The sequence below is a fragment of the Spinactinospora alkalitolerans genome, from assembly GCF_013408795.1.
GTDB classification, from domain to species: domain Bacteria; phylum Actinomycetota; class Actinomycetes; order Streptosporangiales; family Streptosporangiaceae; genus Spinactinospora; species Spinactinospora alkalitolerans.
Genome location: NZ_JACCCC010000001.1, coordinates 3,232,499 through 3,246,412, shown reverse-complemented (window position 1 = coordinate 3,246,412; position 13,914 = coordinate 3,232,499). Strand labels below are relative to the sequence as shown.

Below are 13,914 nucleotides of genomic sequence, written 5' to 3'. Positions count from 1 at the left end.
CCGCGCCCTCCCGTCCAGCGCTCCGCCGCAGCCGGAGCCATCCCCCTGACCTCTAGGAGCACCGATGACGGCCGCCGAAGCCGCCGCAGAAACGCCGGCCACGCAACGAAGAAGAGAGATACGCCGGGTCATCCTGTCGAGTTACCTCGGCAGCACCATCGAGTACTACGACTTCCTCCTCTACGCCACCGCCGCGTCGCTGGTCTTCGGGCCGGTCTTCTTCTCCGGCCTCGACCCGCTGGCCGCGACGGTCGCATCGTATGGGACGTTCGCCGCGGGCTACATCGCCCGCCCCGTCGGGGGAGCCGTCTTCGGCCATTTCGGTGACCGCATCGGGCGCAAGAAGATGCTGGTCGTCTCGATGACCGTGATGGGCGTCTCCTCCTTCCTCATCGGCCTCATCCCATCGCCGGAGGTCATCGGCTCTTGGGGGGCGATCATCCTCGTCATCCTCAGGATGGGGCAGGGCATCGCCGTCGGCGGCGAATGGGGCGGCGCCGCGCTGATGTCCCTGGAGCACTCCGAGAAGGGACGGCGCGGATTCGCGGCGTCGTTCACCAACGCCGGAGCCCCCTCCGGCGCGGTTCTGGGGACGCTGATCATGGGGATCTTCTCCGCGCTGCCAGAGGAGCAGTTCCTGTCCTGGGGCTGGCGCGTCCCGTTCCTGCTCTCCGTGCTGCTGCTGGTCGTGGGGCTGTTCATCCGCTCCCGCGTGTCGGAGAGCCCGATCTTCAAGGCCGCGATGGCCCGCTCGACCGAGAAGAAGCCGCCGGTGCCGATCCTGCAGGTGCTGCGCCGACCCAAGAACCTGGTCCTCACGGCGTTCGGATGCAGCGGAAGCTTCGCGATGCAGGTCCTGTTCGCGACGTTCGCGATCACCTACGGCGTGGCCCAGGGATCCGACCAGCAACTGCTGCTGCTCTGCTTCAGTCTGGCCTCCTTCAGCCAGATCTTCACCGTCGTCGGGCTGGGGCGCCTGTCCGACACCCTGGGCCGGCGCCCGGTCATGGTCAGCGGCCTGCTCCTCTTCGCCGTCCTGCTGTACCCGATGCTCCAGTGGCTGGCGTCCGGGAGCGCGCTGCTCATCTTCCTGGCCTTCTTCACCGGCCTGACCTGCCACGCCATGACCTATGGCCCGATGGCGGCCTTCATCTCGGAGCAGTTCGGCACCAAGGCCCGCTACACCGGCGCCTCCCTCGGCTACCAGATCGCGACGCTCGTCGGCGCCGGTCTGACCCCGTTGATCCTGGCCTCGCTGTACGCGTCGTCCGGGCGGGACATCATGTCCGTCGTATGGTTCCTGGTCATCGTCAGCGCGGTCAGCGGCGCCTTCATCCTCGCCACGCGCGAGAGCAAGGACAACGACCTCACCGCGGAGAGCCTCTGATCCGGCTCCGGCGGCCCGGAGCTCCGCGGCGCGGCCTCTGGGCCGCCCCGGGGCTCCGGGCCGTCACGGGCCGTCACTCCGGCGCCGTCGAGGGCTCGGACTCGTGTCCGACCGGCAGGTCATCGGGGAAGGCGATCCGTCGCAACGCGTGTCGGAGCTCGTCCAGACTCTCGTGCGGCACCCGGTCGAAGTAGTCGTCGTGCGCCTGGTCCACGCGCTGCTGCGCGTCCTCGCGGACCCGGTGGCCCTCGTCGGTCGCGGTGATCAGTTTGTTGCGGCGGTCGGCCGGGTCGGGGGTGCGGGTGACGAGGCCGCGCGTCTCCAGGTCGTCGACGAGGGCCACGATCTGGCTGGGGTCCAGCCCCATGGTGGCGGCAAGGCGCCGCTGGGTGACGCCGGCGGTCCCCTCACCCGCGAGCATCAGGACCGAGTAGGAGCGGACCCGCAGCCCCAGCGGCGCCAGCGCCTTGCTCGCAGACCGCGCCACCGCACCGCTCGCTCGTGACAGCAGAAAGCCGATGTCGTCGGTCAACAAACGCTTCGCGGCCATCCAACGTCCTTCCGTTCGTGATGCTCAGTAGATTAGCAACCATAAACCATTGACATCGTCAATAGTATATGTTCACATCTGATTTGGACAATTCCCCAGCTCATCAGGGACTCCCATGGATCTCAGCAACAAGGTCGCGATCGTCACCGGCAGCGGCCAGGGCCTCGGTCTGGCCTACGCCCGCGAACTCGCCCGCCGCGGCGCATCGGTCATCGTCAACGACATCAGGCGGGAGACGGCCGACGCCGCCGTCGCCTCGATCACCGAGGCGGGCGGAAGCGCCCACGCGGTGGTCGGCGCCGTCGGGAGCACGGAGACCGCGCAGGCCCTGGTCGACGGCGCGGTCGAGAGGTTCGGCCGCCTCGACGTCCTCGTCACCAACGCCGGCATCCTCCGCGACAGAGTCCTGTGGAAGATGACCGACGACGACTTCGACGAGGTGATCAACGTCCACATGCGCGGCACGTTCACCTGCGTGCGCGCCGCGGCCGTCAGGATGCGCGAGCAGGGCGAGGGCGGCCGCATCATCTGCGTCGGCTCCCCGGCCGGTCAGCGCGGCAACTTCGGCCAGACGAACTACGCCGGCGCGAAGGCCGGCATCCTCGGCATGGTGCGCACCTGGGCCATGGAACTCGGCCGGGCGGACATCACCGTCAACGCGGTCGTCCCGGTCGCGGCCACCTCGATGACCGAGACCGTCCCCTTCCTCAAGCCCTACGTCGAGGCCATGGACAACGGCGACCCGCTGCCGCCGTTCGCCCGCCGCGAGCTCGGCTTCGGCGGTCCGGAGGACGCCGCGGGCGCCGTGGCCTTCCTGGCCGGCGACGCGGCCGCCGGCGTCACCGGCCAGGCCGTCGGCGTCGGGGGCGACCGCCTCGCCCTGTGGTCGCACCCCGACATGACCGTCAAGGCCTACCACGACGGCGGCTGGGACGCCGGGACGATCGCCGACGAATGGCCGTCCACCTTCGCCGACCACCTGGAGTCGGTCGGCGAGGAGCTCCCCGAGGAGGCGACGGCGCGATGAGCCGGTACGAGTACGGCATCGACTTCGACGCCATCACCGCGCTCGACGTCCACGCCCACGCCGAAATCGACGCCTGCGGCCACAGGTCCCTCGACGACGAGCTGATGGCGGCGTCGGAGAAGTACTTCAAGTCCGGCGCGGAGCGCACGCCCTCCCTCGACGCCATCGCCGGGCACTACCGCGACCGCAACATGGCCGCGATCGTGTTCACCGTTGATGCGGGCGCCGCCACCGGCCACCCCGTCAACTCCGTCGAAGAGATCGCCGAGGGCGCCGCCCGGCACAACGACGTGCTGATCCCCTTCGGCTCCGTCGACCCCTGGCAGGGCAGGGCCGCCGCCGGGCGCGTGCGCACGCTGGTCGACGAATACGGCGTCAAGGGCTTCAAGTTCCACCCCAGCCTGCAGGGGTTCGAGCCCAACGACCGCGCCTTCTACCCCGTCTACGAGGCCGTCGCCGAAGCCGGCGTGCCGGCCCTGTTCCACACAGGCCAGACCGGGATCGGAGCCGGGCTCCCCGGCGGGCACGGCATCAAACTGCGCTACTCCGACCCGATGCTGCTCGACGACGTCGCGGCCGACTTCCCCGAGCTGACGATCATCATGGCCCACCCGTCGGTGCCGTGGCAGGACGCCGCGATCTCCAGCGCGACACACAAGTCCAACGTCTACATCGACCTGTCCGGGTGGTCCCCCAAGTACTTCCCGCCGCAGTTGGTCCGCGCCGCCAACTCGATGCTGCGCCACAAGGTCCTCTTCGGCTCGGACTTCCCGGTCATCCAGCCCGACCGCTGGATGCGCGACTTCGACGGCCTGGAGATCAAGGACGAGGTCCGCCCCCTGATCCTCAAGGGCAACGCGCTCGAGGTCCTCGGAATCCGGCGCTGACGCAGCAGGCGGCAGCACCCCAGACCCACCCGCACGCTTGGAGGAACCGTGTCCGCCGACACCACCACGCTCGGCACGCTCGCCGAACTCAAAGAACTCGAGGGCGAGTCCCTCGGCACCAGCTCCTGGATCCGGATCGCCCAGGACCGCGTCGACACCTTCGCCGACGCCACCGGCGACCACCAGTGGATCCACACCGACCCCGAACGGGCCAGGGCCGAGAGTCCCTTCGGCGGCCCCATCGCCCACGGCTACCTGACCCTCTCGCTGATCATCCCCATGTGGAACGAGGTGCTCACCGTCAGGAGTGTGAGCACGGCGGTCAACTACGGGCTCAACAAGGTCCGCTTCACCGCCCCGGTCCCCGTCGACGGCCGCGTCCGCCTCAACGCCGCTCTCAAGAGGTACGAGGAGCTCCCCAAGGGCGGGGTCCAGGTCACGATCGACGCCGTCATCGAGCTGGAGGGCAGCCAGCGCCCGGCCTGCGTCGCCGAGGCCGTGTACCGGATGTTCGAGTGACACCGGCCGCGCGGCCACCGGTGTGAGCGCACCGCCGGCCCCGCGCCGCCCCGCCACCGCCGGGCGGCCGCGGGCCGCCCGGCGGTGGTACGGGGACCGGTGCGCCGGGGGACTCCCGTGCCGGATTCGGCCGCGACCGATGAGTTCGCGGTGCGGGATCGGTCGGTACAGGTGGACATGCTCACCAACGAGGAGGCGGCGATGGCCACCGACGGATTCACCACGTGCCTGTGGTTCGACGACCAGGCCGAGGAGGCGGCCGACCACTACGTCTCGATCTTCAAGGACTCCGGGATCGGAAGGATCGGCCGCTACACCGAAGCCGGGCCGGGCCCCGCCGGGTCGGTCCTGGCCGTGGAGTTCGAGGCCAACGGCCAGAAGTTCGTCGCGTTGAACGGCGGGCCGGCGCCCTTCGCGTTCAACGACTCCATCTCGTTCCAGGTCCGCTGCGCCGACCAGGACGAGGTGGACTACTACTGGAGCAGGCTCTCCGAAGGGGGCCAGGAGGTCCAGTGCGGCTGGCTGAAGGACAAGTACGGCGTGTCCTGGCAGATCGTGCCGGCCGTGCTCTTCGACCTGATCGGCGACCCCGACCAGGAGAAGGCCAAGCGCACCACCGAGGCGATGCTCTCGATGACCAAATTCGACATCGCCGCCCTCGAAAGGGCGCACGCGGGGGAGTAGACGCTAGGAGATCGGCGTCTTCCGCTCATTCCGATGCGCCGAGGACGGGGCGCGGAGCCGTCGGTCGCGCCGCGCCCCGTCGGGCCGGACGCCGTCCACCGGACCCCCTTGGCGCGCGCGGCGGACGATCGGCACGGCGTTCGCCGACGCATCGCTGTGATGCTCGGCCGCACGGCGGGTGCCTCACGCGTCGCAGGTCTGGCAGCGTTTCGTGGCGTAGCGGGCCGTGTTGCCCTCGGTGGCGTGGACGGGGTGCTCTTCGCTGAGGCGGGCCCACAGGTGCGGGTCGGGGTCCGATATCCAGCCCCACACCGGCGGGGTGATGTCGGAGATCGAGAGGTGCGTGCAGCCGGGCCGGTGGGCGTGGCGGGTCGGCGAGATCAGCATCGAGGCCCCGGAGAAGCGCGTCCCCGACGGCCCGACGAACTCCTTCGCCTCCCGCTGTGCGGGCCTTGAGCACGCGCATCCCGCGCCGATGAGCAGATCGCAGTGGTCACAACGTCGCATCTCCATGCCTGGATTATGGCGGCGGGCGGTGACAGGCGGGCCCTTTCGCCGCCCGATGGCCCCATACGGTCCTCGCCCCCACTGCCCACCGGCCTGCAATCGGCGGACCACCGGTTCTCCACTTCCATCGGCGGCCCACCCGCCTCCCGCGCCACCAGGCTCACAGGACAGAACAACTAGGGCCGGGGCTCGGCGTACCAGCGCCATGAGGTGAGGCGGGGACGTCCGGGCAGTTCGGCGCGGCCGGTGGCCCACAGCAGGGCGGGCCAGGGGGCGGTGTCCCGCGGGGCGTCGGGGAACAGCCGGGCGAGCGCGCGCGAGCACAGGTCGGCGGGCGGGGTCCAGGCGAGCCCGAGCCCTTCGGCCAGGTCGTGGGTGTGCACCAGGGTCTCCACGATCCCCATCGCGGCGAAGCCCTCCGGGTCCGACACCCCGTAGACGTGGTGGGCGCGGACCCGCGGCGGCGTCGTGCGCACCATGGCGGCCAGCAGCGCGCCGCAGGCCTCCAGCACCTGCAGCAGCCCGGCGGGCCCCGCCGCGCGGTCGGCGTGGACGGCGCTGGCCGGACCGCCGGACCTGCGGCTCTCCCACGCGAAGGGCACGTCGCCGTCCAGGGGCGGTGTCCTGGGACCGAGTTGGACGGCGTAGGCGAAGAGGTCGTCGCCGAGGTGCTCGGCGGTCTCCCAGCAGTCCCACTCCAGTGAGCCGGCCCTGCGGTCCCAGGCCGCGGAGGGCGCCTCCCGGAGGACGGCGAGGGCAAGCTGGACGGCCCGGTCGAGGTCGTCGGCGGTCACAGGGGACGCGGCGGCGTCGGCTGATCGGGACATGGCAGGACCGTACCGCGAGCACCGGGAGCCGGATCCGCCGGAAGGCGGCGGGGGAGCGCTTCCCGGCGCGGCATGGGAGGGCGTCTGACGAGGGACGCGGTCGGCATCGGTGGGGGACGGGGACGACCGCCCGTGGCGGTCGGGAGCGCGGCGACGTCCCGCGGCCGAGTCGTTCCCTGTGGTTTTCCGCAGCCGATGTGGAGGGCCGCCCCCATGGCGGCGGCCGCCGGGGGCGCGTAGCTTCACGTGGATGCCCACACCTGAGCCCCCGCGTCACCGCATTCGCCGACCGCTGCGCACCGCAGGCCGCCTCGCCGCGGTGTGCACCGCCCTCCTCGCCGCCGCCGTGCAGCCGCCGAGCGCGAGCGCCGACGGCGCGGCACGGGTCACGCCCGCATCCGTCGACGCCGTTGTGCAGGGGTACCGAGAGGCCACCGGACTGCCCGGCGTCGCGGTGGCCGTCACCCGCGGGACCGAGGTCGTGCACGCCGATGGCTATGGCAGCACGCCCTCGGGCGCGGCCGTCACCGCCCGGACCCCGATGGCCGTGGCCTCGGTGAGCAAGTCCTTCACCGCGCTGGCGGTGCTGCAGCTCGTGGAGGCGGGGGAAGTGGAGCTCGACGCGCCCGTGCACGAGCACCTGCCCGAGTTCACGATGGCCGACCCGCGCGCGGCCGACATCACCGTTCGCCAGCTCCTGAACCAGACCTCGGGCATGTCCGACAGCACGTTCCCCGCGTTCAGCCGTCCCCAGCCCGCCACCCTGCGCGAGGCGGTGCGGGGAATGCGCACCGCGGAGCCGGCCGCCGATCCGGGCACGCACTGGGAGTACCACAACCCCAATTTCCAGGTCGCCGCGCGGCTGGTCGAGGTGGTCGGCGGCAGGCCGTTCGCCGACCACCTGGAGGCCCGCGTCTTCGAGCCGCTCGGCATGGAGCACAGCCTCACCGTCGACACCGACCGCGACCTGCCGCCCAGCGCGCACGGTCACCTCAAAGTCCTCGGGCGACCCGTGGCCGTGCCCGAGCCGAGCGCCTTCGGCAACGGCTCCGGCGGCGTGGTCAGCACCGCCGATGACATGGCCGCCTGGCTGATCATGCAGAGCAACGAGGGGCGGGGGGCCGACGGCGCCCGGATCGTCTCGGCCGACAGCATCACGCAGATGCGCACCCCCTCACCGGCCTCCGGCTCCTACGCGCTGGGCTGGTCCGTCGACGAGACCGAATCGGGGGCGCCGATCGTCGAGCACAGCGGGGACCTGTTCACCTCGACCGCCCACCAGGCGCTGCTGCCCCGGTCCGGCTACGGTGTCGCGGTCATGGCCAACACCGGGATGGCCTACGGGGACGCCCAGGCCGTCGCCGAGGCCCTGATCGCCGTGATCGAGGGCCGGGAGCCGCCCGCGCCCTCCCGGAATCCGGTGCTCCCGGCGGTCGACGCGGTCTTCCTGGTCCTTTCCGCGGCCACCGTCCTCCTGGCCGGGCGCGGCGTGCGGCGTTCACGCCGCTGGGCCGCGCCCCGGACCGGGCTGCCGCCGTGGCGCACGGCGGCGCGGCTGCTGCCCTTGGCGGTGCCGCCGGTGCTGTTCGCGACGGTCGACCAGGTGGTCGGCTTCCTCTACCGGGGCCGGGACGTGGCCTGGCCCCAGGTGTCCTATCTCTATCCCGCCTTCATGGTCTTCCTCGGCGCAGCGGCACTGGGCTGCACCGCCGTCGCGGCCGCGCGCATCATCGGACTGGCGCGGGTGGGCCGTGTGGGCTCGGCACCGTCTTCCGCCGACTGACTGTGAGGATGTGTGGCGGCTTCTCCGGTGGATCCGACCCGCCGACTGACCGACGTCGCGACTGCCTTGCTCGGGACTCGTCGGCCCGCCCGGGGAAGCCGCCACACGTGACCGGACGGGTGCTTGCGAGCTCATAGGAGCTTGGTCGAAAAGCCCAGCCACAGTCAGTCGAGGTCGGCGGCCGCGAGGAAGCGGTGCAGCACCGCGCGGTCGCCTTGCACCCGCACCGCGTCGGCGTCGATTCGGCGCCACAACAGCAGCAGCAGGTCCGAGGCGGTGGCCTCGACCGCGGCGTCGCCGGTGCCGGAGGGCGGTGCGGCCCGCCAGGCGCCGTCGTCGCAGCGGGCCGACCAGCGGCCGGTGTGGTCGGTGGCCGCGAGTCGCACCGCCCCGTCCCGCTCGTCCTGCGACGGCGGGCCCGCGGTGAGCATGAACTCCAGGAACTCCTCGATGCCGTCGGCGGCCAGGGATCGCTCGACGGGCTCGGGGCGGCCCGCGGCGGCCAGGGCGTCCCAGCAGTGCACGGCCGTCTCCTGGGCCATCCTGCGCTGGATGAAGGCGGCGTCCTGCTGCGCCGCCCAGGTCCACATCGGCGTGGCGGGGTCGAGGCGCTCCAGCACCGAGGCGGTCTCCTCGACGCCGGCGCCGAACCACTCCACCAGGGCCGAGTCGTGCGGCCGCTGCGGCTCGACGTAGCCGTCGGGCCCGTCGATCTCGCCCGAGGCGATCGACCGCCAGAAGCAGTGCACCTCCCCGGTGTGCCAGACCAGGTCGGCGACGTTCCATTCCGGGCAGCTCGGCACCGGGAGGCTGAGATCGGACGCGGCGCTGTCGGCCAGCTTCGCGCCTTCCCGGCGCAGCGCGGCACTGTAGTGGGCGGGATTCATGGAGTGAGACGCTAGCAGCGCGCACATGCCGGGACGCGGCCGTGGCCACATGCGGAATCCAGGCCGCGGTCTCCGGGGGAGCCGACGGCGCGGCAGCGGACGAGGATCCCGCTCCTCTCCGGACCCGGTCGGCCCGCCGGCGGGCGTCCGGGCTCTTCGGGGGCGTGTTCGGCCGGACCCCGACGGCGGCCGCGGGGAAGCGCTCACGGGCGCAGGGCCCGGGCGAAGGCGGTGGTGATGGCGCCGGGGGCGGTGATGGCGGTTCCCACGACCACGGCGAAGGCGCCGGCGTCCAGGGCGCGGCGGGCCTGGTCCGGCGTTGAGACGCGGCCCTCGGCGAAGACCGGCGCGGACACCCGGTCGGCGATCCGCGCGACCAGGCCGAGGTCGGGCCCGTCGGGGCGCGGGGCGCCGCCGACGTATCCGGACAGCGTCGTGGAGACGACGTCGGCGCCGGCGTCCAGGGAGGCCAGGGCGTCGTCGAGATCGGCCACATCGGCCATGGCGAGGCGCCCTGAGGCGTGGACCGCGCCGATGACCTCCTCCAGCGCGTGGCCCCCGGGGCGGGGGCGGCGGGTGGCGTCGACGGCGACGATGTCGGCGCCGGTGGCGGCGACGGCCGCCGCGTGCTCGGGCGTCGGCGTGATGTAGACGCCCTCGCGCCCGACCTTCCACAGGCCGATCAGCGGCAGCTCCACCTCGGCCCGGATCGCGCGGAGGTCGTCGATCCCCTCGGCCCGGATGCCCACGGCCCCGCCGTTCGCGGCGGCGAGCGCCATCGCGGTCATGAACCGGGGCCCGTGCAGAGGGTCCCCCGGCGGCGCCTGGCACGAGACGACGAGGCCGCCCCGCAGGGCGTCGAGAATGGTCCGGACGGGCATTGCTTCCCCCTAATCGTCCACGGTGTCGTCGAAGGCGAGCGCGGCGGCCCCCACGATGCTCGCCCTCGACCCCAGTTGAGCCGGCACGATCGGCGTGCCGGCGGCGGCGACATGCGGCTCGTCGTGGAACGCCGATCGCAGCGGCTCCCAGTACTGCTCGCCGATCTCGGCCACGCCGCCGCCGACCACGACCGCCTGCGGGTCGAGCACGGCGGCCAGGCCGGCCAGCGAGCGGCCGAGGATCCGCGCGCCCTCGGCGATCGCCCTGCCGGCCGCCGCGTCGCCCTCGCGGGCGCGGGCGGCCACGGCGCGCAGGTCCAGGGGCGCACCGCCGAACCGCCGGTAGCGCTCGGCGATCGCGGGCCCGGCGGCGCCGGCCTCCACGTGGCCGGTGCCGCCGCAGCTGCACCGGAGCCCCTCCGCCCCGGGGGCCGGCAGGTGCCCGATCTCGCCGGCGGTGTGGTGCGGACCGCGTCGCAGCGCTCCGCCGATGGCCAGGGCGCCCCCGACGCCCGTTCCGACCGCGGCGAAGAGGACGTCGTGCAGCGTGCGCGCCGCGCCGAACCGGAGCTCGCCGAGGGCGTGGGTGTTGCCGTCGTTGTCCACCGCCACCGGCAGGCCGGTGCGCCGCCTCAGCCGGGGGCCGACGTGCGTCCCGGCCCAGCCGGGCAGCAGGTCGGTGGCGCTCGCCACGCGTCCGCGGGCGTGGTCGATGACGCCGCCGGTGCCCACGCCCACACCGCATATCGGTGCGGACCCGCTCCTGCGCAGTTCGGCGACCAGGTCGGCGATCGTGTCCAGCAGCGCTTCGGGACCGCCCGTCGTCGGTGTGGGGGCGACCAGGTGCCCGCGCACCTCCCCTTCGCGGTCGACGACCCCTCCCGCGACCTTGGTTCCGCCCACGTCGATGCCGATCGCCTGCGTGCCGGGCGACTCCGACGGCCGGTGGGCGGGGGGCGTCTCGTTCACGTGGCCTCCCGGTGGATGGTGAACCGGATCTCGTAGCGGTCGGCGCGGTAGAGGCTGACCGTGCTCTCCACCGCACTGCCCCGCTCGTCATAGGCGACCCGCTCCATCCGCAGCGCCGGCGCCCTCGGCGCCAGTCCGAGCAGCGCGGCCTGCTCCTCGCCGGCCGCGACGGAGCGCACCGCCTGGTCCGCCCGAACGAGGTTGACGCCGTAGCGCTCGGCGAGCACCTGGTAGATCGAGCCCGTGAGCTCCAGGTCCAGCAGTCCGGGCACCCGTTCGGCCACCAGGTAGGTCGTCTCCAGGCACATCGGGGCGGAATCGGCCAGTCGCACCCGCACCAGGCGGATGAGCGGTGTCCCCGGGCTCAGGCGCAGCCTGCCGCCGCTGTGCTCGTCGGCCGGGGTCTCGTCGGCGACGAGCACGCGCGAGTCGGGAACGAGGCCCTTGCGGCGCATGTCCTCGCTGAACGAGGTGAGGGACAGCGTCTTGGACACCGTCTGCTCCGCGACGAACGTTCCGGCCCCCTGGACGCGGTAGACCAGGCCGGCCGCCTCCAGCGCGTCGAGCGCCTGGCGCACCGTCGCCCGGCTCACGCCGTAGCGGGTGGTGAGCTCGCGCTCGGTGGGCAGCGGTGAGTCGGCGGGCAGCCGATCGATGTGGTCGGTGAGGCGGCGCCGCAGCCTCTCGTACTTGGGGACCCGCTCGGTTCCCGACACGCAGCCCCCTTAGTGGAATATTGGTACGTACCAAAGTCGATATTCGTCCGGTTGACACCGGTACAATAACCGATAAATCTAGCAAGAAGTTGCTCAGATCATACTATTGGTACAGTCCATTTCAAATGGGTGTTCCAGGGAGGGGGACCCATGACCATGCCAGGCGGACCGGCCGGTTCCACCAGGCCGTCCGACCGCGCCGGCTCCGGCGTCATCGTCATCGCCGCGCTCGGTGGCCTGCTCTTCGGCTACGACACCGGTGTCATCTCCGGAGCCCTGCTCTTCATCGAGCAGGACTTCGAGCTGAGTCCGCTGACGTCGGGCATGGTGGTCAGCTCCATCCTGATCGGCGCCATGGCCGGGGCCCTGGGATCGGGCACCCTGGCCGACCGCTGGGGACGCCGACCGCTGCTCATCGCGGCGGCCGTCATCTTCGCCGCCGGTGCGATCGCCGCGGGGGCCGCACCGAGCGCCGGGGCGCTCATCGCGGCGCGCGTCGTGCTGGGCCTGGCCGTCGGCATGGCCTCGACCCTGGTGCCCACGTTCATCTCGGAGATGGCCGCGCCCCGGTCGCGCGGCAGGATGGTCGCCGTCAACCAGCTCATGATCACCATCGGGATCGTGCTGGCCTATGCCGCCAACTACGCCTTCGCCGACTTCGGCGGCTGGCGGGCGATGTTCCTCGCGGCGCTGCTGCCCTCCGCCGCTCTGGGCATCGGCATGCTGTTCGTGTCGGAGACCCCGCGCTTCCTCGTGCGCAGCGGCCGGATCACCGAGGCCCGCGCGGTCCTCGCCCGGCTGCGGCGGGACGAGGACGTCGAGGCCGAGATCGCCCAGATCGCCGAGGTCCGCCCTGAGGAGCAGGGCGGTCGGCTGCGCGAGCTGGTCCGGCCGTGGGTGCGCCCGGCTCTGGTCGCCGGGATCGGGCTGCAGATCCTCGGCCAGGCGAGCGGCGTCAACACGGTCATCTACTACGCGCCGACCATCTTCCAGGAGACCGGGTTGGCGGCCTCCGGCGCCATCCTGGCCACCGTCGGCATCGGCACCGTGAACGTGCTCATGACCTTGGTGGGCATGGCCGTCGTCGACCGGATCGGGCGCAAGCGGCTGCTGCTGGCCGGCGCCACGGTCATGGCCGTCTCGCTGGCGCTGCTGGCCACCGCGCTGAGCCTGACCGGCTCCGGCGCCTCCGTCCTGGCCTTCGCCGCCGTGGTGCTCTACATCGTCGCGGTGGCCACGAGCCTCAACGTCGTGGTCTTCATCATCCCCTCGGAGCTGTATCCGCTGCGGGTGCGGGGAACGGCCATGAGCGCGACCCTGTTCGCCAACTGGGGCATGAACTTCGTGGTCTCACTGACCTTCCTGTCCCTGCTGGAGGCGCTCGGCGGAACGGCCACCTTCTGGATGTACGCGCTGCTGTGCGTCGTCCTGGCGCTCTTCACCGCGCGCTTCATCCCCGAGACCAAGGGCCGCACCCTCGAAGAGATCGAGGCCGACCTGCGAGGGAGCCGCTCCTGAAACAGGGGTCCCGCATCGCGGAGGGCGGCCCGCCTCGCCGGCCTCCCCGTTCGCCTGAGGCGAACGGGGAGGCCGCGCCGATCCCGGGCTCGGGTCAGTTCTCGGCGGGGATCTCCAGGGCCGTTCCGTACAGGCGGGAGACCTCGATCCTGATCACCACGCGCCGCTCCGCCACCATCTGTTCGAGGAAGGCCGCCTCGTCCGAGGAGTCCGGGCGGTCCGGCATCAGGGCCAGCAGCTCCCGCCCGACAGCGTCACCGGGCACGGCCGTCACCTCAGACACCTCCGCCTCGCCCTCGGCGACGGCGAACGACCACACGTCCGGGCCGCTGACGTGCAGGGCGGCGTGCGGGTCGCGCCGCAGTTGGCGCACCTTGAGGCGGCCGGCCGTGCTGGGAACCCGCAGCACGCGCTTCTCGGGGTCCCAGTGGTAGAGCACCGTGGACATGTGCGGGTGTCCGCTGCGCCGGACACCGGCCAGCGTCCCGAACCGCTGCTCGCTCAGCAGGCGGGACAGCTCCTCCTCTGCCAGGGCCCGGGGCGCCGGCCCGGCTCCCGGCCTCTGACGCTCTTCCTCGCTGCTCGGCGCGGCCTTGTTCCCGCCCGCGTTCACCGGACCGTCCTTCTCGATCGCGTCCATCGGGTCGTCCTCTCGCTGGTCGTGCGGAAGCGGACAGCACCGTGACGTCCATGGCCATGCCGATCTACCGGGTGGTGCTGAAAGGTCCGGAGACGAGCCCGGCGCGGAAGGAGCGGAGGCGGCGGACGCGGA

The 13,914-nt window shown here is 72.3% G+C and carries 15 protein-coding genes; 7 read left to right on the top strand and 8 right to left on the bottom strand.

What is annotated here, in order from left to right:
* Nucleotides 1-64 precede the first annotated feature (64 nt).
* On the top strand, nt 65-1,387 hold the full coding sequence (locus HDA32_RS14440; RefSeq protein ID WP_179643681.1) for an MFS transporter: 1,323 nt from the start codon (nt 65-67) through the stop codon (nt 1,385-1,387).
* Between the two features lie 73 nt (nt 1,388-1,460).
* On the opposite strand, the gene HDA32_RS14435 is transcribed toward HDA32_RS14440, so the two are convergent.
* Nucleotides 1,461-1,937 carry a MarR family winged helix-turn-helix transcriptional regulator gene (locus HDA32_RS14435; protein WP_179643680.1) on the bottom strand — a complete coding sequence of 159 codons (477 nt, stop codon included), beginning with the start codon at nt 1,935-1,937 and terminating at the stop codon, nt 1,461-1,463.
* Nucleotides 1,938-2,052: 115 nt separating this feature from the next.
* On the opposite strand from HDA32_RS14435, the gene HDA32_RS14430 reads away from it, so the two are divergent.
* From HDA32_RS14430 to HDA32_RS14415, 4 genes are all read left to right on the top strand, one after another.
* Nucleotides 2,053-2,964, top strand: coding sequence for an SDR family NAD(P)-dependent oxidoreductase (locus HDA32_RS14430; RefSeq protein ID WP_179643679.1), 912 nt, complete (start codon nt 2,053-2,055; stop codon nt 2,962-2,964).
* Nucleotides 2,961-3,851, top strand: a complete 891-nt coding sequence (couO, locus tag HDA32_RS14425) for a 4-hydroxyphenyl-beta-ketoacyl-CoA hydrolase (protein WP_179643678.1) — start codon at nt 2,961-2,963, stop codon at nt 3,849-3,851. The genes HDA32_RS14430 and couO overlap by 4 nt, the downstream gene beginning before the upstream one ends.
* A 48-nt stretch (nt 3,852-3,899) precedes the next feature.
* Nucleotides 3,900-4,370: a MaoC family dehydratase gene (locus tag HDA32_RS14420; protein WP_179643677.1), complete on the top strand. Its 471-nt coding sequence runs from the start codon at nt 3,900-3,902 to the stop codon at nt 4,368-4,370.
* A gap of 117 nt (nt 4,371-4,487) precedes the next feature.
* Nucleotides 4,488-5,054 (top strand): VOC family protein, encoded by a 567-nt coding sequence (locus HDA32_RS14415; RefSeq protein WP_312863191.1) that lies wholly within the window; start codon nt 4,488-4,490, stop codon nt 5,052-5,054.
* Between the two features lie 183 nt (nt 5,055-5,237).
* Here HDA32_RS14415 and HDA32_RS14410 read toward each other — a convergent pair whose 3' ends face one another.
* Both HDA32_RS14410 and HDA32_RS14405 read right to left on the bottom strand, forming a co-directional pair.
* The gene (locus tag HDA32_RS14410) at nt 5,238-5,567 is read right to left on the bottom strand and encodes a hypothetical protein (RefSeq protein ID WP_312863190.1); all 330 of its coding nucleotides are present in this window, start codon (nt 5,565-5,567) and stop codon (nt 5,238-5,240) included.
* A gap of 170 nt (nt 5,568-5,737) precedes the next feature.
* Entirely contained in the window at nt 5,738-6,388 is a 651-nt protein-coding gene (locus HDA32_RS14405; protein ID WP_179643676.1) for a maleylpyruvate isomerase N-terminal domain-containing protein, read from the bottom strand.
* A 250-nt stretch (nt 6,389-6,638) separates the two neighbouring features.
* On the opposite strand from HDA32_RS14405, the gene HDA32_RS14400 reads away from it, so the two are divergent.
* Nucleotides 6,639-8,171: a serine hydrolase domain-containing protein gene (locus HDA32_RS14400; RefSeq protein WP_179643675.1), complete on the top strand. Its 1,533-nt coding sequence runs from the start codon at nt 6,639-6,641 to the stop codon at nt 8,169-8,171.
* A 164-nt stretch (nt 8,172-8,335) separates the two neighbouring features.
* Here the strand turns inward: HDA32_RS14400 and HDA32_RS14395 are convergent, their stop codons facing one another.
* The 4 genes from HDA32_RS14395 to HDA32_RS14380 all read right to left on the bottom strand — a co-directional run bounded on the left by HDA32_RS14395 (nt 8,336) and on the right by HDA32_RS14380 (nt 11,624).
* On the bottom strand, nt 8,336-9,058 hold the full coding sequence (locus HDA32_RS14395) for a maleylpyruvate isomerase family mycothiol-dependent enzyme (RefSeq protein WP_179643674.1): 723 nt from the start codon (nt 9,056-9,058) through the stop codon (nt 8,336-8,338).
* Between the two features lie 203 nt (nt 9,059-9,261).
* The gene (locus tag HDA32_RS14390; protein WP_179643673.1) at nt 9,262-9,939 is read right to left on the bottom strand and encodes an N-acetylmannosamine-6-phosphate 2-epimerase; all 678 of its coding nucleotides are present in this window, start codon (nt 9,937-9,939) and stop codon (nt 9,262-9,264) included.
* Nucleotides 9,940-9,948: 9 nt separating this feature from the next.
* Entirely contained in the window at nt 9,949-10,908 is a 960-nt protein-coding gene (locus HDA32_RS14385) for an ROK family protein (protein ID WP_218882456.1), read from the bottom strand.
* Nucleotides 10,905-11,624: a GntR family transcriptional regulator gene (locus HDA32_RS14380; RefSeq protein WP_179643672.1), complete on the bottom strand. Its 720-nt coding sequence runs from the start codon at nt 11,622-11,624 to the stop codon at nt 10,905-10,907. Before HDA32_RS14380 ends, HDA32_RS14385 begins: the two co-directional genes overlap by 4 nt.
* A 150-nt stretch (nt 11,625-11,774) precedes the next feature.
* Between HDA32_RS14380 and HDA32_RS14375 the strand changes: the two genes are divergently transcribed.
* On the top strand, nt 11,775-13,142 hold the full coding sequence (locus HDA32_RS14375) for a sugar porter family MFS transporter (protein ID WP_246334344.1): 1,368 nt from the start codon (nt 11,775-11,777) through the stop codon (nt 13,140-13,142).
* Between the two features lie 94 nt (nt 13,143-13,236).
* Here the strand turns inward: HDA32_RS14375 and HDA32_RS14370 are convergent, their stop codons facing one another.
* Nucleotides 13,237-13,782, bottom strand: coding sequence for a pyridoxamine 5'-phosphate oxidase family protein (locus tag HDA32_RS14370; protein WP_179643671.1), 546 nt, complete (start codon nt 13,780-13,782; stop codon nt 13,237-13,239).
* Nucleotides 13,783-13,914 lie beyond the last annotated feature (132 nt).

Coding starts and splice junctions, on each gene's coding strand:
- HDA32_RS14405 (WP_179643676.1), bottom strand. CDS start 6,388: ATGTCCCGATCAGCCGACGCCGCCGCGTCCCCTGTGACCGCCGACGAC.
- HDA32_RS14400 (WP_179643675.1), top strand. CDS start 6,639: ATGCCCACACCTGAGCCCCCGCGTCACCGCATTCGCCGACCGCTGCGC.
- HDA32_RS14440 (WP_179643681.1), top strand. CDS start 65: ATGACGGCCGCCGAAGCCGCCGCAGAAACGCCGGCCACGCAACGAAGA.
- HDA32_RS14435 (WP_179643680.1), bottom strand. CDS start 1,937: ATGGCCGCGAAGCGTTTGTTGACCGACGACATCGGCTTTCTGCTGTCA.
- HDA32_RS14370 (WP_179643671.1), bottom strand. CDS start 13,782: ATGGACGCGATCGAGAAGGACGGTCCGGTGAACGCGGGCGGGAACAAG.
- HDA32_RS14390 (WP_179643673.1), bottom strand. CDS start 9,939: ATGCCCGTCCGGACCATTCTCGACGCCCTGCGGGGCGGCCTCGTCGTC.
- HDA32_RS14410 (WP_312863190.1), bottom strand. CDS start 5,567: ATGGAGATGCGACGTTGTGACCACTGCGATCTGCTCATCGGCGCGGGA.
- HDA32_RS14375 (WP_246334344.1), top strand. CDS start 11,775: ATGACCATGCCAGGCGGACCGGCCGGTTCCACCAGGCCGTCCGACCGC.
- HDA32_RS14430 (WP_179643679.1), top strand. CDS start 2,053: ATGGATCTCAGCAACAAGGTCGCGATCGTCACCGGCAGCGGCCAGGGC.
- couO (WP_179643678.1), top strand. CDS start 2,961: ATGAGCCGGTACGAGTACGGCATCGACTTCGACGCCATCACCGCGCTC.
- HDA32_RS14395 (WP_179643674.1), bottom strand. CDS start 9,058: ATGAATCCCGCCCACTACAGTGCCGCGCTGCGCCGGGAAGGCGCGAAG.